This window comes from Abyssisolibacter fermentans, from assembly GCF_001559865.1.
Classification (GTDB): Bacteria; Bacillota; Clostridia; order Tissierellales; family MCWD3; genus Abyssisolibacter; species Abyssisolibacter fermentans.
The window spans coordinates 35768-56605 of sequence record NZ_LOHE01000029.1 but is presented as its reverse complement, the minus strand read 5'-3'; the positions used below and the strand labels follow the sequence as shown (position 1 = coordinate 56605).

Annotated in this window: 16 protein-coding genes; 2 read left to right on the top strand and 14 right to left on the bottom strand. The window is 28.7% G+C overall.

What is annotated here, in order from left to right:
- Positions 1-453: 453 nt before the first annotated feature.
- Positions 454-948: a hypothetical protein gene (locus AYC61_RS02020; protein WP_066496119.1), complete on the top strand. Its 495-nt coding sequence runs from the start codon at positions 454-456 to the stop codon at positions 946-948.
- A gap of 113 nt (positions 949-1061) precedes the next feature.
- Here the strand turns inward: AYC61_RS02020 and AYC61_RS02015 are convergent, their stop codons facing one another.
- The 10 genes from AYC61_RS02015 to AYC61_RS22175 form a co-directional block, all read right to left on the bottom strand.
- Positions 1062-2351: a sensor histidine kinase gene (locus tag AYC61_RS02015; protein ID WP_066496113.1), complete on the bottom strand. Its 1290-nt coding sequence runs from the start codon at positions 2349-2351 to the stop codon at positions 1062-1064.
- A gap of 1 nt (position 2352) precedes the next feature.
- Positions 2353-3021, bottom strand: coding sequence for a response regulator transcription factor (locus tag AYC61_RS02010; RefSeq protein ID WP_066496107.1), 669 nt, complete (start codon positions 3019-3021; stop codon positions 2353-2355).
- Positions 3022-3037: 16 nt separating this feature from the next.
- Positions 3038-4210 (bottom strand): ABC transporter permease, encoded by a 1173-nt coding sequence (locus AYC61_RS02005; protein ID WP_066496102.1) that lies wholly within the window; start codon positions 4208-4210, stop codon positions 3038-3040.
- Positions 4211-4885: an ABC transporter ATP-binding protein gene (locus AYC61_RS02000; RefSeq protein WP_066496094.1), complete on the bottom strand. Its 675-nt coding sequence runs from the start codon at positions 4883-4885 to the stop codon at positions 4211-4213. It abuts the gene before it with no gap.
- Complete coding sequence (locus AYC61_RS01995) at positions 4869-6470, bottom strand: efflux RND transporter periplasmic adaptor subunit (protein WP_066496087.1); 1602 nt, start codon at positions 6468-6470, stop codon at positions 4869-4871. The genes AYC61_RS02000 and AYC61_RS01995 overlap by 17 nt, the downstream gene beginning before the upstream one ends.
- 176 nt (positions 6471-6646) lie before the next feature.
- The gene (locus AYC61_RS01990; protein WP_066496082.1) at positions 6647-8200 is read right to left on the bottom strand and encodes a BCCT family transporter; all 1554 of its coding nucleotides are present in this window, start codon (positions 8198-8200) and stop codon (positions 6647-6649) included.
- Positions 8201-8392: 192 nt separating this feature from the next.
- Complete coding sequence (locus AYC61_RS01985) at positions 8393-9562, bottom strand: MalY/PatB family protein (protein ID WP_066496076.1); 1170 nt, start codon at positions 9560-9562, stop codon at positions 8393-8395.
- 65 nt (positions 9563-9627) lie between these two features.
- On the bottom strand, positions 9628-10881 hold the full coding sequence (locus AYC61_RS01980) for an MFS transporter (protein ID WP_066496070.1): 1254 nt from the start codon (positions 10879-10881) through the stop codon (positions 9628-9630).
- Between the two features lie 412 nt (positions 10882-11293).
- Positions 11294-11878 carry a PAS domain-containing protein gene (locus tag AYC61_RS22180; RefSeq protein ID WP_066496063.1) on the bottom strand — a complete coding sequence of 195 codons (585 nt, stop codon included), beginning with the start codon at positions 11876-11878 and terminating at the stop codon, positions 11294-11296.
- A complete protein-coding gene (locus AYC61_RS22175) occupies positions 11841-11969 on the bottom strand; it encodes a hypothetical protein (RefSeq protein ID WP_338026011.1) in 129 nt (42 codons plus the stop codon). Before AYC61_RS22175 ends, AYC61_RS22180 begins: the two co-directional genes overlap by 38 nt.
- A gap of 215 nt (positions 11970-12184) precedes the next feature.
- Here AYC61_RS22175 and AYC61_RS01970 point away from each other — a divergent pair, with 215 nt between their 5' ends.
- Positions 12185-13849: a sigma-54 interaction domain-containing protein gene (locus AYC61_RS01970; RefSeq protein ID WP_066496059.1), complete on the top strand. Its 1665-nt coding sequence runs from the start codon at positions 12185-12187 to the stop codon at positions 13847-13849.
- A gap of 190 nt (positions 13850-14039) precedes the next feature.
- Here AYC61_RS01970 and AYC61_RS01965 read toward each other — a convergent pair whose 3' ends face one another.
- From AYC61_RS01965 to AYC61_RS01950, 4 genes are all read right to left on the bottom strand, one after another.
- The gene (locus AYC61_RS01965; protein ID WP_066496053.1) at positions 14040-15302 is read right to left on the bottom strand and encodes an MFS transporter; all 1263 of its coding nucleotides are present in this window, start codon (positions 15300-15302) and stop codon (positions 14040-14042) included.
- Between the two features lie 199 nt (positions 15303-15501).
- Complete coding sequence (locus AYC61_RS01960) at positions 15502-17187, bottom strand: PhpK family radical SAM P-methyltransferase (protein ID WP_066496044.1); 1686 nt, start codon at positions 17185-17187, stop codon at positions 15502-15504.
- 106 nt (positions 17188-17293) lie between these two features.
- Positions 17294-18991 carry an ABC transporter ATP-binding protein gene (locus tag AYC61_RS01955; protein ID WP_066496042.1) on the bottom strand — a complete coding sequence of 566 codons (1698 nt, stop codon included), beginning with the start codon at positions 18989-18991 and terminating at the stop codon, positions 17294-17296.
- Complete coding sequence (locus tag AYC61_RS01950) at positions 18991-20763, bottom strand: ABC transporter ATP-binding protein (protein ID WP_066496040.1); 1773 nt, start codon at positions 20761-20763, stop codon at positions 18991-18993. The genes AYC61_RS01955 and AYC61_RS01950 overlap by 1 nt, the downstream gene beginning before the upstream one ends.
- Between the last annotated feature and the right edge of the window lie 75 nt (positions 20764-20838).

Below are 20838 nucleotides of genomic sequence, written 5' to 3'. Positions count from 1 at the left end.
TATATTAATATAACCTAAAAACCTTTTTATTTTTAAGATATAATAATATTTAACTCTGATTATTCATATAACTTTGAATAGTACGTTGTATAATTTTGAATTTTCTATGAATAATCTGGGTTTAAACTATTAAAGAATAAGTTGAACCATGTTCTTAGCTATATCATGTACAAAGACATAATTGTCAATCGTATAGACAAAAACCATACAAAGAAATATATCTTTTATACACTTATTAAAAAACTTATCTAGCTAAAACAATATAATCATCTTATTCTCCTTTTTACAAATATTTTCATTACTAATATTATCAATTAATATACTTATTGTCAAGTTTTTGATATCTTTTAGTAATATTATATATAATCCAAATATATAAATTTCTTGAAAATAATTCATTATAGATGTAAAATATGCTTATGTGGTTTATATTTACAAAACGGAGGACTCGCTATGAAAACTAAAATATTATTTTTAATAATTATTGTTCAATTATTTTTGTTAATCGGCTGCAACTGTTCAAGTATTATTGCTCATGAAGTATTATTTAGAGGTTTTATACAAGTAGATAAATACTGTGATTTCCCACAAGCAATAGTATTTGAAAATGAAACCCAATGGAATCATTTCACATCCAAATACTGTCCTAATTTACCTTCTGAAATAGGAAGACTTGATAAATATGTAGATTTTTCTAAAAGTAATATTATTTGCGACCTAAGCTTTAATAGTGCAAAACCTAATATTTATTCTTCATCTCGTAACTTTGACAAAATTATTATAAAAGACAATATTTTAAAATTCAACTGGATTTCGGATGATAAATGTAATGTATGTATGATACTTCCAAATGTAAATAATAAAGAAATGTTAATCCCATTTATAACTGTTTGTACTGTAAATAAAAAAGATACTCCTTCAAATATTAGCAATATATATAATCATTAATTTAATACAAATAAATCTAGATATAATATTTAAGCAACCTAAAAAAGGTCGCTTAAATATTATAATTATTCTCTTTTTTATTTTTCAATAATTAATGCTACTTATAAAGCATGTTATTTTCTATAAATTTTAAGCTCTACATGAAATTTGCTCCCTTTGCCAATTTCACTTTCTACTCTTATTGCTCCATCATAAAGACTAGTAATCCAACTGGCTATGCTCAGACCTAAACCTGTTCCACCTTCTTCTCTAAAGCGAGCTTTATCAGCCCTATAGAACCTATCAAATATTCTTTCTTTATCCTCATGAGCAATACCTATACCATTATCTTCCACTAATATTATTACTTTATTATCTTTTTTTTCTAATGTTAAGGAAACTTTTCCTTCCTCTTGAGTATATTTCAATGCATTTTCTAGCAAAACAATTATTAACTGTTTTATTCTAGTTTCATCACCATTAAAATTAATACTGTCAACTATGCTTGTAGTAAAAACTATGCTTTTTTTCTTGAAAAGAGGATACATCTGTGCTGATACTTCTACAGCTATCTTTGATATGTTAAACTCTTTTTGCTCTAAAGCAACCTGTTTAGCATCTATCTTTGCAAGTAATAATAAATCATCTATAAGCTTACTCATAACTCTTGTCTCTGCGTAAGCATTATCAAGCCATTGTTTATTATCTGCAATTGTTTCATTCTCGCAGCTTTCTAACACTTCAAGATTTGTTTGTATTACTGTTAATGGTGTTCTTAATTCATGAGATGCATCTGCAACAAAATCTTTTTGCTGCTGCCATGATTTTTTTATTGGTTCTAGTGCTTTCTTTGCTAAATACCAACTAATAATTACTAATACAATTATGCTTAATAAACCAATAGTAATAAATGTAGTCATAAGCCTTGTCATGAAGAAAATTTCTGCATCTCTGTTATAAAAAACTTGTGCAATACCTTCTATTCCATTTTTATTTATATAAGCTGTTATCATTCTAACGCTTTCTTCATTTATTTCAGTGGTTATTGTTAATGATCCCTTAGTCTTTAATACTTTAAGTGCATATTTTTTTAAACTATCATCATCAAATACTTCATCTAAAGTTGTTGCAGTAATAGTTAAATCAGTATTTCTAAGCACATAATGTAAGTCTTTATTAAATTTTAAATTAAAAATATTTACAGTTTTATGATTATTTTTTGGAAACCGCTTAGGTTTTGGAGGATAATCTGGTATTTCATTTAAATCTGATACATGACTAACTGCTTCTCTAAGTATTAATTGTGCTGGATTTTTATTGCCTCTATATATAAAACCATATACAATAAAAGAATATATTGCCACTAATACTACTAATACTATTGTAATGTTCAAAGTAAGTTTTAAATGCAATTTTTTAAACATATCATTTCTCCCTCAATGAATAACCAACAGAACGTATTGTAACAATTCCGACATCTGCTTTTTTCGATAGTTTTTTTCGTAAATGATGTATGTAAAATTCTATTGTATTTTCTTGAACATCACTATTAATCCCCCATACTCTATCTAGTATTTGTTCTCTAGTAAAAATCTGATTAGGTCTCTTTATCAGCATTTCAAGTAACTGACCTTCTTTTGATGTCAACTCAATGGTTTCATCATTTATGGTAATTGTATGAGATTTTGGTTCATACTTGATATTTCCAAAGGACAGCTCTTCTTGATATAATGAATTAACACGCCTTGATAAGGATCTTATTCTAGCAATAAGTTCTGATGTAGCAAAGGGCTTGACTAAATAATCGTCTGCTCCCAAATCAAGCCCTAATACCCTATCTTCAATAGCATCTCTAGCTGTTAATAACAAAACTGGAGTATTAACTCCTTTACTTCTAATTATCTTTAGTATGTCTAGACCACTTCTACCCGGCAGCATAATATCAAGCACTATGACATCATAAACATCTTTTTCTGCTAATATCAGCCCAGAGTCACCATCATTGGCAATATCAACATCAATATTCTGTTTTTCTAAAAGTTTATTTAAGGCATCGGTTAATCTTACTTCATCTTCAACCAGAAGTATCCGCATATTTTTCACCTCTTATTTATTCATATCTCAATGCATCTACAGGTTTCAATTTTGAAGCTTTATTGGCAGGGAATATTCCAAAAGATACTCCTACTACTAATGCAAATGAAAAAGAAATTGCAAGAACCATTAATGAAACAGAAACATTTGAACTTGTGAATTTTTCAAACATGTAATTACCAAATAATCCAAACATTATTCCTAATATTCCTCCTACCCCACTTATTACTATAGCTTCTATTAAAAATTGAGTCAATATGTCTCTTCTTTTTGCACCGATAGCTTTTCTGATACCTATTTCTCTAGTTCTTTCAGTCACAGAAACCAACATTATATTCATTATACCTATTCCTCCTACTAATAATGAAATCGCTGCTATTCCACCTAACATTATAGTCATGCTGGCTGTAACTTCATTCACTGTTGAAAGCATTTCTTCTTGATTAAACACTTTATATGCATCTTCATCGTTATTAAACTGTTTATTTAAATAACTTTCCATTTGATTTGATACTACACTAACTGTATCCTTTGACTCAGCTTGTATATATATGGTTTTAACACCTTTTGTTTTTAGGAATCTTTCTGCTGTAGTTATAGGCATTAACACCTTTTCATCATTACTTCCACCAAAAGAACTTCCTTTTTCTTCTAAGACTCCTACTACTTTAAATTTATTTCCATCTAGTAATATTTCTTCTCCTATAGGATTTAAGATTCCAAAAACTTCTTTAACCACCTCTGATCCTAAAACTACAACTTTTTGATTGTAATCAATATCTAATGGTAATATGAATCTACCTGAGCTTAATTCATAGTTTCTAACTGTCAGATAAGTATCGTTAACCCCTTCTAAGTTAACATCCATAGATTTAAGACCATTCTTTGCTGTTGCTTTTCCATTTATAACAGGTGCTACTTCTTTAACACCTTCCTTTTCATTTAATTCTAGTGTTTCGTCATAGGTTATAGATGTTTTTGTACCTCTTCCAGTTATATTTACTGTCAATAGATTTGAACCCATACTTTCAATATTTTCTGTTACACTCTTAGTTGTTCCTTGAGCTATTGATACTAAAATAATAACAGCTGCTACTCCTATTATTATACCAAGCATTGTAAGAAAAGTCCTCATTTTATTGGACAGTATACTTTTTATAGATAGTTTAACCGCCATAACAAAATCCATTTACAACACCCTCTCATCAACAATTAATCCGTCTTGGATTGAAATTATACGTTTTGCACTATTTGCTACATCCATATCATGAGTAATTAATACTATTGTTTTACCATCATCATTTAATTGTTTTAATGTACTTAAAACTTCTTTTCCTGATTTTGTATCCAGATTACCTGTAGGTTCATCTGCTAAAACCAATGATGGGTTTCCCACTAATGCACGTGCTATTGCCACTCTTTGTTGCTGACCTCCAGATAGTTCTGAGGGCTTGTGATCTATCCTATCAGACAATCCTACATCATCCAATGCTTTTAAAACTCTTTTTTTACGTTCACTAGTTTTTACACCACTATATATTAGAGGTAATTCTACATTTTCAAATGCATTTAATTTAGGTAACAGATTGAATTTTTGAAATATGAACCCTAATTTTTTGTTTCTTATAGCAGCTAATTGATTTTCATTAAAATTACTTACATTAATATCTTCAAAGTAATATTCACCTGCTGAAGGAACGTCAAGACACCCAACAATATTCATTAATGTAGATTTACCAGAACCACTTGGGCCAATAATAGCAACAAATTCTCCTTTTGCTACCTCTAAAGAAATATTCTTGAGGGCATCAAGTTTGACACTACCCATTTGGTATGTTTTTGTGACCTTATCTATTCTTAACATTTTTCTGGCCCCCTGGTCTTTTTTGTCCTGGCATTCCCATTCCAAAGCCCATTGGCATATCTTGTTTTGTTGTTTGTGTATTTCTTAAGCTCATAACACTATCACCTTCTTTAAGTCCTTCAACTATTTCTGCATAATCCTCTGAAACTAATCCCAATTTAACATCACATAATTTAGGCTCTTCTTCATTTTCATCTTTTAGCATAACAAAATATTTATTACCACTTTTTTGAATAGCTTCTATTGGAAGAAGTAAAGCATCTTTTTTTGTTGCAATAATTATCTCTGCATTTACTGACATACCCGGTTTTAAACCATCATGTTCTTTTAACGTCAACGTTACATCAAAAGTAGAAACTCCATTAGTACTCTTGCCCTCTATATCAATATCTGTAACTTCTGATTCAAAAACAGTATTTTGTACTGCTTCTGCTGTAATAATTGCTTTCTGGCCTAATTCAACCTTATTTATATCTAATTCATCTACTGGTATTGTAACTTTCATTGTGCTTAAATCTGCAATTTCCACTATATTCGCTTTAGAGTTTATTTTTTCACCCTCATCAACATTTACATTTAACACAGTACCCGATAAAGTAGAGGTTATAGCAGTATCATCAAGTTTATTTAATTTATCTGTTAAACTAAGCTCTGTTTGTTCAATTTTTATTAATTGAGAATTTATCTGATCATCTAAGCTTGAATTCACTAGCTCTGCTATTAATTGTCCCTCTATAACTACATCACCGGAATTAACTAATATCTTATCAATAGTTCCTCCATATTTTAAATTAACGTCTATAGGTGTTATTTTTTGTACTTTAGCTTCTTGAGCAATGAGTCTACCATTATCAGTTTGAACATATACAACTGCATTTGTATCTACATCTAATCCTCCAAGGTTTTCTATTTCAATAGTTACTTCATGAAAAACTGCACCTGTATTATTTGTAGTTATACTATCATCTATATTAGTAACTGTACCTGAAATTGAATTGAAATATTCAGGTAATTCTATAGTTGCTTTCTTTCCTATTTTTATATTATCAACCTGTAGTTTATTATATAAAGCCTTAACTTCTAATTTAGTGTCATCAGATATTGTGGTAAACAGGTAACCTTTTGATACTTCCTTACCAACTATTGCTTTAATATCTCCAATTGTCCCTGAGTATGGTGCATATACTTTAAGATTATTCTTATCATTTTGTAAGCTTGCTAATTGTTGATTTTGCAGCGACAAATTTAATTTTGCATTTTGAATATCTATGCTCTCACTATCGTCTTCAAAAGTAACTAAAATATCATCTTTTTTAACTTCGTCACCTTTGCTCACTAGAATATTCTGTATTGTTCCTTCTGTATTAGATACTATTTGTTTCCTTTCTGAAGGAGTAACACTACCTGAACCGGTTGCTTTTACGGCTATAGGTCCTTTTTTTACTTCAACTGCTGTATATGTATTAGAATTCTCTGAATTAGCTAAAGTATTTTTTGAAGAAGCACCTAAGTATTTACTTGCTATCATAAAAATACTAGTAAGTACAACTGCAACTATTATTAATCTAATACTTTTCTTTCTCATATTTGATCACCTCTACCAAGTTTTTCTTTATTATATATGAGAAAACTTAGAGAAAGCTTAAATGGACAAGTTATAATTAATATTTTTATTAAAGGATTTATAAATTTCTATATTTTAAAAAATGAGTCGTTGCGAAGACGACCCTTATGTATATATTATTTTTCGTACTATCGATTTCATGCACATGATCTATTATTTTCTGAGCTAGTAATTTTAATTTTACCCTCAATTTCATCTTTCCTTAGTACTTTAACAAAAGATACCATCATAATAACAATAATCGGGGTGATTGGTAACCCACCAATAATAGATGCTGTTTGTAGTGTAGATAATGGTCCATCAATAATCAACAAGGATGCTGGTAATAATGATAATGAGAATGCCCAGAATAATCGATTCCATCTTGCAGGGTCTTGATCGCCTGATATTTTCTCAGTAGTGACTGCTGCCAGTGTATACGATGCTGAATCAAATGTTGTTGCTAAAAATATGATTGCTACAATGGTAAATAATATAACAACAACATTCCCTAATGGTAAGGTACTTATGATACTTATGATTGTTTCTGGCGCTCCATTTTCACTCAGCATTTCTATTACTGGTAAAGCATTTGTTAACTGAAGACTCATTCCAAGATTTCCTAGAATTACAAAGACTAACGCACATCCCATTGTTCCAAATAGGACCGATCCCCCTATTACATTTCGAATTGTTCGCCCTCTTGAAATTTTAGCAATAAATAAACCCATAAATGGTGCGTATATCGTCCACCAAGCCCAATAAAATACAGTCCAATTTTCTGAAAAACCAGTATTTAGCACTGGATCCATCCATGTATCCATTCTAACAAAGTTTTGAATAAGGATTCCGATGCTAGTAGTCCCCATTTTAATAATAAACAATGTTGGTCCTGTAATAAATATAATTGCTAATATTATTAACATAAGCACTATATTAATATCGCTGAGAACCTTAATACCTTTCTTTAAGCCAGAATATGCACTAAATGAAAAGATAACTGTGACAATTATTAATATTAACAAATTCAAACCAACAGATTGTGAAATTCCTGTCACCTTGTGAATTCCAGCTGCAATCATTGGTGTCCCTAACCCGAGAGTAGTGCCAGCACCTCCTAACAAACCAAACATAAAAAGTACATCTATTATCTTTCCTAATACTCCGTCAACTCTATCCCCTAAGACTCCACGACATACCTCACTAATCTTAAGAACGGGTTTCTTTTTTACAAAATAAGAATATCCAATAGGTAATGCAGGAAGGGAATATAATATCCAACCAGTAGGCCCCCAATGGAATATTCCATATGTAGCTGCCCATTCAGCAGCTAGCCAAGTACCTTTCTCCAAACCAAATGGAGGAGCTGTAAAATAGTATGCCCATTCAATAGTACCCCAATATAAAATACTAGCACCTATCCCTGCACAGAATAGCATTCCTGCCCAACTAAATGTTTTGAACTCTGGTTTTTCATTTGGATCACCCAATACAATCTTTCCATATTTACTAAATGAAATCCAAATAGCAAAAACTAATGCCGCTAACCCCTCCCAAATATACATGAATCCAAGATTATGTGTTATAAATTTAAATGCCTTATTAATGATTGCTTCTCCTTGCTCAGGAAATAGTATCAAGGGAATGCAAACCATCAAAAGTATAGCTAAAGCAGAGAAAAATGTATACTTATCAATTTTTAATTTTTTCATAATATTCTTCCTTTGTCAATTTATCGTAAGCGCTATGCCTTACTCTTTTTTTAAAACAAATATTTATAAAATTAGAAAGCAGTCATTATACAAACTTACTAACGACTGCTTTCTCACTTTATTGTACATCATTGTTACAAAATAATAGTTTTACTAATCTTTATTGAACCGCTAATTAACTTTCATTATTCTCTATTTTGTTTTTATTACAATATCATATTGTTTCTTAATTAACTGAAGTGCTTCTTCTAGTGTACTTCTCGTACATGCAATATTCATTCTCATGAATCCATCACTGTATCCACTAAATTTACTACCTTTATTTAGTCCAACTCCTGCATTGAAAAAGAACTTTTCAAGTTCATCATTACTTAAACCCCATTTTCCAAAATCAATCCACACTAAATAAGTTGCTTCAGGTTCAATCAATGCTACTTCAGGCATATTTTCCATTAAAAATTTCTTCAAATAAGTAATATTACCCTTTAGATAATCTAACATCTGGTCAACATAGTAATCACATTTATCATATGCTGTACTTAAAGCTTCAACACCAAAAAAATTGAAATCTAAATGATGATTAGCAAATGATAAGTCAAATTGATCATGTAAGGTTTTGTCTGGAATAATTACATATGAAGTATAAAAACCATGTATATTAAATGTTTTGCTACCAGAACATATAGTGATAGAATTGTGAGCCGCTTCTTCTGATAAAGAAAAGAATGGTATATGTTTATTTGCTCCGTAAACAATATCACTATGACATTCATCAGATACAACTAACACATTATTTCTAATACAGATATCAGATATTCTATTTAACTCTTCCCTTGTCCATGCTCTACCAATAGGGTTATGTGGATGGCATAATACTAATAGCCTTGTTCTTGGGTCAGCAGCCTTCTTCTCTAAATCTTCGAAATCAATATAATATTTATTTTCTTTAAATAACAAATTATTTTCTACATTAACCCTACCTATTCTAGAGATTGTGTGATTGAAATTATGGAAAACTGGAGGTTGCGTAATAACATTATCTCCAGGTCTAGTAAATGCATCCAAAATAAGTTTTAACCCTACCATTACTCCAGGAGAAAAACTTAACCAGTCTTTATCAACATTAACTTCATGTCTTGTTTTATACCACTTTACTATTGAATTATAATATGAATCTGGTTGATATCCATATGCATATATTCCCAATTCTGCTTTTTTAGCAATAGCATCAATAACTGGCTGAGGACATTTAAAATCAGTATCTGCACATCCCATCGGAATTTTTACTTTTGCTCCTTCTGCATCCCATTTCCAACAATCTGTATTTCTTCTATCTACATATTCATCAAAATTATGTTTCATAACGCAAAACCTCCCTATAATAATTAAATCAACAATTTATAATAATATTTCATTGATTATCATTTCTATTCTGCTATTTCTTTAGTATTTTTATTTTTTTTACTTAATCTAAGAATTGCTAAACTTGCAATTAGTGCAACTATTGCACAAACAATCATAAAAATGAAAATATATCTATATCCAGCTACTCCACTGTTATTATCTAACCATTTTCCTGCCATTGTATACAAGAACATATCTGGTGAATAACCTATTATTGAAATAAGCCCAGATGCTATACCAGTTAAAGCTATTGGTATTCCTGCATCAGCCATAGTTGCAAAATATGTTCCTCTTGCAGAATAAACAATAAAACTTAATACTATCATTAATATCATTGGTATCATTACTAAGCTTTGTTTTACTGGAAAAACTATGAAACCAACTGTAAGAATAATAGCTGCTATCGAACCCCATATCAATACTCTAGTTGGAGAACCTATCTTATCTCCAATAACTCCTGCTAAAGGACCTGCAAAAATACCCATTCCATAACTCCTCATTATACTAAGTGATCCAACTACTGAAAGTGGTAATCCATAAATTTCAGTTAAATAAGGAGTTGTATATGATTGAGCTGAATAAATACAATACCATGCAAATATTAGTAAAGAAACTAACCATAAACCTGGTAGTTTTATAGCTTCTTTTATTTCCTTAACGCTAAAAATAGATTTCTTTTCATCCTTTTCCTTTTTATCCGCTGGTATAAAGAAGATACATAATATTCCTACAACAATATATACGCTTCCATAAAAAAGTAATGTAACCTGTAAACCTGCTAATTGAGTAGCCGCATTAGCTATAATTCCCAAAACAATAAAACTACCAATTGTACCACCAACACTTCTAATACCTTCACTTAGACCAAACATTTTTCCTTGTTCTGATTCTCCTCCAAGTAATCTAATTGTTTTGACGAAAGCTGACCAAAAAGTTAATATAGTTGTAACACCCATTAGTCCATAGATTAGTTTTACAACAGGATATGGTGGCATCATAGCAAACCACAAAGTAAGTAAACCAGTACTAATGAACGAGAATACCATAAGTGCCCTAGTAGAAATTTTATCAGCTAGTATACCTCCGGGAATATAACTGAATAAAGCTACGGTTCCATAGATAGAACTCAAAGCTCCCACTTGTTCATGCGTAGCATTTAATGCTTCCTTCAATGGAGTATAAAAAGCTTCTCTCAAATACGGAACCTTGTAGAGTAAACCAGCACCTAAACATATTACGAATAGGGTGAAATATTTTTGAAACTTACTATTTTTCATGATAACTCCTCCTCATATGTCTTTACTTTTTTGTTGGCTTTGTTACTGAATAATGATAATAGTAAAATAGCTCTTTTTATTTTTTTGTATTAACTTTGATAGTATGTAACTAATAATCTACTATCAAAGTTATTTTCTTATATACAAAGTAAAATAAATACTAACAAAGCCCTCTTAATTAAGTAGAAAATATCTATTAATATTTTAGCGTTTAACCACCTCCTTTAACTATTATTTAGCTATAGCTTCTATTTCAATAAATCATATTTGGAATTTTTGTACACATTAGATATTTCTCTATTCTCAGGGTCTATAAGTAATTGCCTTGAGGTAAAAAAAATCTCCTGCTGTGACCACTTGATAATATGTTTATATTGCTAATGGTGCTTTGTTTGTTGAAATAATATTCTTCCTATCTTTTTTCCTCCCTTTTAATTATATTTAAATATCTATACACAGTTGCTTCAGATACTTGCAACTGGTTAGTAACTTCATTTACTGCACCTTTTAATAAAAATACACCTCTAGAATATAATTGTTTAACAATCTCTATTTTTTCTTCCTGAGAAAGTCTATTAGTTTCAATATTTTCATTAATATTAATCTGTTTTAAAGAATCTCTAACTAATTGTTCAATAGAGTCATTGAAATTCTCAGAAATTCTATTATCTTCGATAGATAAAATATCTTTATTATAAACGTTTTCAGGAAGAAGTTTATCTATAGACTCTTTTATTGAATAATAGTCTGAATAATCTATATTTAAACATAGCAAACCTATTATTTTATTATTATTATCCCTTATGATATAAGTAGCTGACTTTAAATTTTTCCCATGTTTTGATTTTCCTTTATAATTACATAAATAATCTAAGTCTTTATATTCTGCATCCTTCATAATTTTCAATGCTAAATCAGTAACTGGTCCTCCAATATTTCTTTGACTAATATGATTATTCTTAATCGCAATAATAGAATTGTCGTACTGATAAATCATGAAGAACTATTTCAACATTATCTCCTAAAGCTTCTCCAAAAAAGTTAACAATAGATATATACTTCTTTAAATATGGATTAATGTCAGTCATATTCCATCACCTTTCTATTGCATTAATTTTGTAATTTATTAAAGCAACTATTATGCCAATTATATAAACCTCTAATTTTAAATAAAAATTTATTATAATAATAATTTTTTATTATGAAAGTGCAAAAAAATTCGGCGAAACCGCAGAATTTTTTTGCACTTATTTTATTTTTGTTGTATAATTAATTTGCAAAAAACAAAAAGGAGTAGAATAATATGTTTAAGTTTATAGTTGATAATTTAACCTTTCCCATTATTATAATAAATAATAATAATACCCTGCATTATATGAACATAGCAGCAAAACGACTATATAACATACATGATAATATTGAAGAATATAGTATAGCTACAATTATGAATCATATAAATATGAATAAAGCAATAATTGATAATACGGTTTATAATATAAAATTACTAAAATATTATAAACATAATGTATACATATTTATTAAAAATACATTAGACGATGATTTACACAAAAAAATAAATTTATATGAGGATATTATGAATAAAATAAACCTAGGAATATCTGTATGTGATACCAATGACAATATAATATATTTTAATGAAACGGCCCTTAAAATGGATTGGGCCAATAAAATTAATATAAAAAATTCAAAAAGAACTGAGATTTTTTATTGTGATAATACTTTTTGTCCACGCTTCAAAGTATTAAATACGCAAAAAGAATTTAAAGGGAATATATGTGAATATTGTTTATTAGATGGAAAACCTAAAGAAATCGTTTCAAATATTTATCCTTATCATTATTATGGCAATTTAGAGTATATATATAATATTTATCAAGACCTAAATACAATAAAACAAAACATTAAATACGATTCTAATTTTTATAATACTTTAATAAAAAAGAACTCACATGACACATTGATTACTTTGAATGATATTATAGGAGAAAACAAAAGTTTTAAAATAACTAAAAAACTAGCCTATAAAGTAGCCCAGAATTCTTCAAATATAATGCTATATGGGGAAACAGGTACTGGAAAAGAATTATTTGCTCAAAGTATCCATAATGAAAGCTTATTCGCATCAGGACCTTTTGTTTCTATAAATTGTGCAGCTGTACCTGATACCTTAATGGAAAGTATATTTTTGGGTAGTGTAAAAGGAGCATTTACAGGTGCATCAGATATACCAGGTTTATTTGAACAAGCTAATAATGGAACTTTATTTTTAGATGAAATTAATAGTATGAATATAACCCTTCAAGCAAAATTATTAAGAGTCTTACAAGAAAAAAAGGTAACAAGACTAGGAAGTAATAAACAAATCAATGTAAACTGTAGAATAATATGTTCACTAAATAAAGACCCGATGGATTGTATAAACGACAAAGTTCTTAGAGATGATTTATATTACCGTCTATCAACTTTTATTTTAGAAATTCCACCTTTAAGAGAAAGAAAAAATGACATACCTCTTTTGATAAATCATTTTATAAAAATTTATGACAAAAAATTTGATTGCAATATTGTTAACATTTCAGAAAAACTATATGAACTATTATACTGTTATGATTATCCAGGTAATGTCAGAGAATTACAGCATTTTATTGAATCTGCTTACAATTTACTTGATCCAAACGAAAAAACTATTACAAAAAAACATTTACCTAGATATGTATTGGCTAAATTAGAAGATAGTAATGTAATAATAAATGATGATATGGATTTTGGACACAATGGCAGTTTAAATGATATCAGTAATAATCTAGAAAAGAACGTCATTCTTATGACTTTAAAAGAAAACAGTTATAATATAACTAGATCTGCCAAAAAATTAGGTTTAACCAGGCAATCTCTTCAATATAGAATAAAGAAATATAATTTGAATGAAATGATTCCAAATAGATAGAGTTATCACAGAAAATTTAAGGGATTTTCTCAATATGCTTTACCCTATTGAGGTGTTTCAAAATGAGTGAAGTTCAAGGCATTAAAATTTTCACGGATATAAGCGTACTTTAGTACGTGATTAGTCGTGAAATATTTTAACAACGCAGAAATTCACCATTTTGAGACATCCCTTTTTTATTCTTTAGTAACTATACCTCTTCTAACCTATCCTTAGAAATATATAAAAATCTATTCGCAATAATAATAAATACACCTATAATCAAAAATAGAACTTCTAAAGAATAATTATCGGCGATAAATCCAAATACTGGTGCAAATATTATTGTAAATAAAGCTCTTAATTGACTATCCACAGAAAGAACTGTAGCTCTTTCTGTTTTATTCATATAATCTCCACAAACATCTACAAAAAGAGGTCTTCTTGCATCCTTTAGAATATATAATAAGAAGAATATAGCAATTACTATTATTGTAACGTTATTTTTTATAGCAATAAATAATGCAATTGAAAGAATCGCCATAATGTCAAAGAATATACTCATCCATTTACCAGAATCAAAAACCCTATTCAATCTGTAAACATTTTTAGAAGCTACCGAACTAAATATGTAAAAAATACCATAAATTACTCCCAAGTATATTTTCACTTTTGAATCTGCATTTATCCCCTGAAGACTTGAGACAGTGACTGCAATTATAGTAGCTTTTAATATAGGCTGTATATAGTCCTTTATTGTTTTGAAAATTCCATCATATAATGAAGAGCTTATTAATATTTTTTCAAGCAATTTATTTGAAGCTATACTTTTTATATGTCTAATACTAGCTTCAAAAAAATTCTTAAAGCTTAGCTCGCTTTCTCTTCTTTCATCTAAAGTAGCAGGATATGACGATATTAGTAAAAAGTCTAGAATATATGGAACAATACATATTAAAAATATCCACCTAGTAGAAGGTACATTTAATATAAATATTATTGATATAAAAGCAGATATAGATGAGCCTATTAATGAAAAAGATCTAGTTCTTCCATAGACAAAGGTTTTGTACTCAAACCAATTCTTCTGTTCCAAATAGGAATATATCATTGCTTTATGTGTTCCAGATCTGAATGCTTCTCCTAAACCAAAGAATATCATTGCCAAAATTAGAATATATATATCTGTTCCTATAAAGAAAAATATAAAAGAAATTATGTAAAATGCAAAGCAAGTCATTAATTCTTTTTTCTTACCGTAATTATCTGCAAATATACCTGATGGAATCTCAAATATATAGGTCACTATTTCCCTTATTGCATATAAAATACCTATTTTAAAAAAACTCATCCCCATACCCAATAGGTAAATTAATAAATAAGGTTCAAAAAACTTAAGATTCTTTAACAATCCATAAAAGCAAAATTTCCATATTTGCTTATCTCTTTTTATTGTTTGATATACATTTTCCAAGTTATTTCACCTCGTATCTTATAATTCAATCCTATTCCCTAATTGAATTTTATCATGATTCTTTTGATTAGTAAAAGTGTATTAAATAATTTAAAATTCAGTATCAATTTGCATAGTATTAATACTTACCTAAAACAAAATACAAGGGAATAAACCCTTGCATTTTGATTATTATAACTTAGGAAGGAGATTGATATATCTAGAATTCAAAATCTGCATAAATCTTCTTCGTATTATCTGATTTGTTCTCTAAAGCTTCTAATTCACTTGCATAGGAATTATCAAAAACTCTCTTGAATTTGTTGATAACATCATAGCTTATTTCTCCATGTCCTTTATTTAACAGTTTTTCTTTCATACCTAAATTAAACGCTTCTAAGAATCCTTTTACCTGATCTAAACTCATTCCTCTATGAATTAAGTTGAAAATACCCTCAAATTCAAAATTTGTTTGTGGAATCCACATAGAATTTTTAACATTAAAGAATATTTCATCAATTATATTACATGCTGTATGAGAATCCATAGTTGCATGAGACCACTCAAACTGTGATCCTTGAATGTTATATTTTTCTCTTTGTTTCCATATAGGTGTTATTGGATCACAATACCATAATTGAGTTCTAAAAAATGTTGGCTTATTTTCTTCAATAAATTCAATAGTATCTTTAACTGTTTCTCTAGTTTCCCCGGGAAATCCTATTATAAACGAAGCATATGTTGTTATATCATACTTTCTCAATAATTCAAGTCCTTTACGATAATCAGCTAATTTTGCTGCTTTGTTCATATTTTGTAAAATTTGTTGATTTCCTGACTCTATTCCTAAGAAAACTCCCTCACATCCACTCTCTTTCATTAAATGAATAGTCTCCTCATCAGCAAATTGACATCTAAAGTGAGAATTCCATTTGAATTTATATTTGTTCTTAATCATCATTCTTAATATTTCTTTAAATCTTTTTACTGGAACATTAAATGTGTCATCGATAAAATTCACACTAGTAATGCTTCCTATACTATTAAGCATATTTAACTCGTTTTCTATAAACTTAATATCAGCTGTCTGATATTTTCCAGCATGCTGTGGAAAACCACAGAAAGTACATGAAAAAGGACAAGAGATGGAAGTTCTAATTGATACGAACTTATCAATTCTGTCTTTAAAAAAGTCCCATTCTATCGGATTTTCTTCTAATATATTATTTTCAGGAACTTCTGGATTTGTTATATATTTATCTGAACTTCTATATGTAATGTTGTTAATATCCTCAACAGATAGATTGTTCTTAAGTGCATATAGCAAGTTCGCCAAAGTTTGCTCTCCTTGTGAATTTTTTATATAAAAATCAGCATCCATTGAATTAAATAAATATTGAATAGTCATATCATCTTGTATATTCATTTGTGTTGCTATAAATGGTCCGCCTATTATTATTTTTGCAGTTTTATTGTATTTTCTTACAAAAGAAATAATCTCAAGTATAGGAAATACTGTAACATATAACGTAGTCGGAATTGCTATAGTAAGAAAGTCATTATTTTCTAGTTTTTGAATAAGAGCTTCCTTCTCATATTGAAATGAATTTACATAGTCAAAACTAAAACCTCTTTTCTTAAGAAATGTTCCAAGATAAGCGATTGTAAGGCTAAATGTATCTCCTAAAAAAACAGGTTTGAAAGATTCATCATTTGGCACATAAGTTTGATGAAATTCATTGAAAGCCTCAGATGCTGTTAGTATTTTGTTATTATGTCTTATAAAGTTTAAATTTAGGTCTCTGTATGAACATGAGTGTTCACCCATAGTTCTTATCATCTTTTCATATTCTACAAATTTCATTTCATTATGTCCAATAAACAAACAATCTATTTTCTTATTCATAATTATACACTCCTTTATAAGATGAAGTTAAATTTAACATATGTTAACCAAACTTTATTTTTCTCAAATGCTTGAACAGTATATTATTAAAGAATACTAAATCAAATTAAGCTTTAACTACATAATTTTCTGTTACATTGTATATTTTTTTATTATCTATTCCTAATATATTATCAAATTTATTTACAGACGAAAGCTTATGTGTAATTATTAATGTTGTTTTTCCAATCATTAATTTATTTATTGCTACTTGAACCAATTTCTCCGCTTCAACATCTAAAGCTGATGTTGCTTCATCCAGCAATAGTATAGGTGCATTTTTTAAAACCGCTCTTGCAATTGCAATCCGTTGTCTCTGACCTCCAGAAAGAAACGAACCTTTCTCACCTACAACTGTTGAGTATCCTTTATCAAGTTGAGTAATAAAATTGTGTGCATTTGCTATTTTTGCTGCCTCGACTATCTGCTCTATTGTACACCCATCAAGCCCATATCCAATATTCTCAGCTATAGTTCCAGAAAAAAGATATGTATTTTGTGATACATAGGATATTTTTTTTACTACCTCTGCTGGATTAAGCTTACTTATTGATTTTCCATCAATTATTATCTCTCCACTATCAGGCTTATAAAAACCGAGTAATAAATTGAAGATTGTACTTTTCCCAGCACCACTTTTTCCAACAATAACGCTTGTACTTCCTTTCTTTACCGAAAAATTCAAATCATCAAAAATCTCTTCTTTATTGTCATATTTAAATTTAACCTTACTAAAAGTTATTATATTATCTTTTCTTAGTGGTTCTATAATTTCTTCTTCTATATTATTTGAATAAATTTTACTATTTTTTTGTGAATTTATAACTTCAAATACTCTATCCGCTGCCGCTAGTGAACCTTGTATTTGTGTAATATATGTAGTCATGAAGTTAAAAAGAGAACTTACTCCAAATTGTAGTTGTATAGATGCAATCATATCTCCTACTGTAATGAATTCATTTTTTGTTAAATATGCACCTACTATTAATATGCCTAGAACTCCTCCTGCAAAGGTTAAAAAGTTTGCTATTGAAAGAACAGATGCATTTTTTACCCTTTTCATTCCCAGAGAGCATACTTCTTCATTAACTTTATTGCACTTAGTAAGCATCTTATCTGTAATATTAAAGCTTCTAATTACATGTATTCCTGTTAATAAATCAGACAGTACTTGTGTAAACTTACCTAAATGTTTTTGCAAATCACTGCTTATTTTTCTTATTTTTATTCCATAAACTGTATTAAACAGTAGTGCAATTAACCCAAGTACAATAGAAGCAACCGCCAACCTCCAATCTAAAATAGCCATAAACACTATAGAGCCTATCCCACATATTATTTCTTTTATAAAAGTTACAAAAAGTCTTGAATATGCTCCTTCTAAAGTTGAAATATCATTGGTTAGAATAGAAATTAAGTCTCCACTATGCTTTTCTCTAAGTACATTTACTTGTAATCTAGTTATATTCTCAAATAATGCTTTACGTATATTACCAGTTGTATACGCAGCTGAATATCTCAGCATGTATTCAAAAATAGGTAATAGGGCTGCTAATACAACAAAAATCAGACTATAATATTTTATAGAGCTAAATAGTTTTGCGAGGTTTTTCATTGCTAATGAATTAAACATATCTCTGAAAAGAATTGCTAGAAAAATTTGAATCAATAAATCTATAATGCTTAAGAACAACACAGCTATAATATAAATTGGTAGTAATTTTTTCATATATTTAAAAAGATGCAATTGATTAACCCTTTTCATTATTCAACACCTCCTACTAATAGCTCTTCTTGAACATTTGTCATTTCTTCATACAATTTTTTATATAAGCCATCTTTGCTTAATAATTCTTTGTGATTTCCTTCTTCAACAATTCTACTATCATCTATTACAAATATTTTTGTCGTATTTTTTATTGTGTCGTATCTATGAGTAACTGAAATTGCTGTTCTTTTTTTAATGAAATCATCTAATGCTTCTTGAACTAATGTTTGTGATTCTACATCTAATGCCGAAGTCACCTCATCTAAGAGTAATAAAGGAGCATTTTTTAAAATAGCTCGTGCTATTGAAATTCTTTGTCTTTGACCTCCTGATAATTTTCCTCCTATCTCTCCAGCATTTGTATCATATTCTGCAGGAAAATCTACTATAAAGTCATTCGCATTTGCCATCTTTGAAGCATTAATTATTTCTTCATCTGTAGCGTTTATTTTACCATAACCAATATTTTCTTTTAAACTATATGGGAAAAGATAAGTATCTTGTGATACCAAAGAAATAAGCTGATTTAGCTGCTTCTTATTCCAACTTCTAATATCAATACCAAATACTTTGATTGTTCCTTCGTAATTTTCATAATAACCTTGTATCAGCTTTAATATTGAGCTTTTACCACTTCCACTTGGTCCAACTAAGCCTATACTTTCACCTTTTTTTACACTAAAAGAAACGTTATCAAGAATTTTCTTTTTTTCATCATTGTAGGAAAAACTAACATTTTTAAATGTAATTACTTCTTCACAATCTAAATTTACATTTATTAATTTATGATCGTAATTTTCAGTTCTTGAATCTAATATTTCACATATTCTATTAAAAGCGGCTATACAAGTATTAGCTTCTGATATCAAACCTGGAAGTGCTCCAACAGGAAATGTTAGATTATTTAACAGGTACATAAATACCAAAAGTCCTCCTACAGATAATTCATCATTAATAACCAGATAACTACCAAAACCAACAGATATTACAAAAGGAGATATCCTTACAATTAACGAAAAACCTTCTATTATTGATTTTCTTTTCGCAAGTTTTTTCTGTATTCTAATAGTGTCATCTACTGTATCTGAATATCTTTTATTTAGTTTTGATAATATATTGAAAACATGTGCAATTTCCATTCCTAAAATTGTATCTTGACTTATTAAACTAATCTTATCTAATTTACCATATAATTCTTTACTCAATTTTAAAATTGGTTTATTCAGTAAAGATGTTCCGAAAAATAATATAGGTATCTCTATAATTGTTACTAATGTTAACTGCCAACTCAAGTAAAATAAGAGTATTATTACACACACAAGTGTTAATGGTATGGAAAGCAATCTAATCATTACTTGTTTAGTGAATTTCTCTATAGCTTTTATATCATTTGTCATTCTTGATATATACTTACTAGAATGTTTATTTTCCAGCTCAGAAATAGGTAAATAGCATAGTTTTTGTACAGCTTTTTTTCTAAGCGTTAATATTCCTCTTTCAGTCCATTTACCTGTTAGTCTAGTGTTTAAGTATCTCAATATCAATTGTACAAACAATACTAATAAAACCAAATACAATCTGTAATAAAAATAACTCTTGTCACCTGAAACAACAGATTCATCTAAGAACGATTTTAATAATATGGAAAATATAACTTCTACAGCTGATAAAGATAAAACTATAAAAACTATTGATGATAAAAGCAACTTCTGGTTATAAATTTTAATTAATCTCTTAATATTTTGGAATAAGCTACGTTGTTTTTGCATAATGCTCCTCCATTTTTAATATTTAACCCAGATTAATCAGGGTTTAATTTCTATGTTTCCAACAGCACATATTAT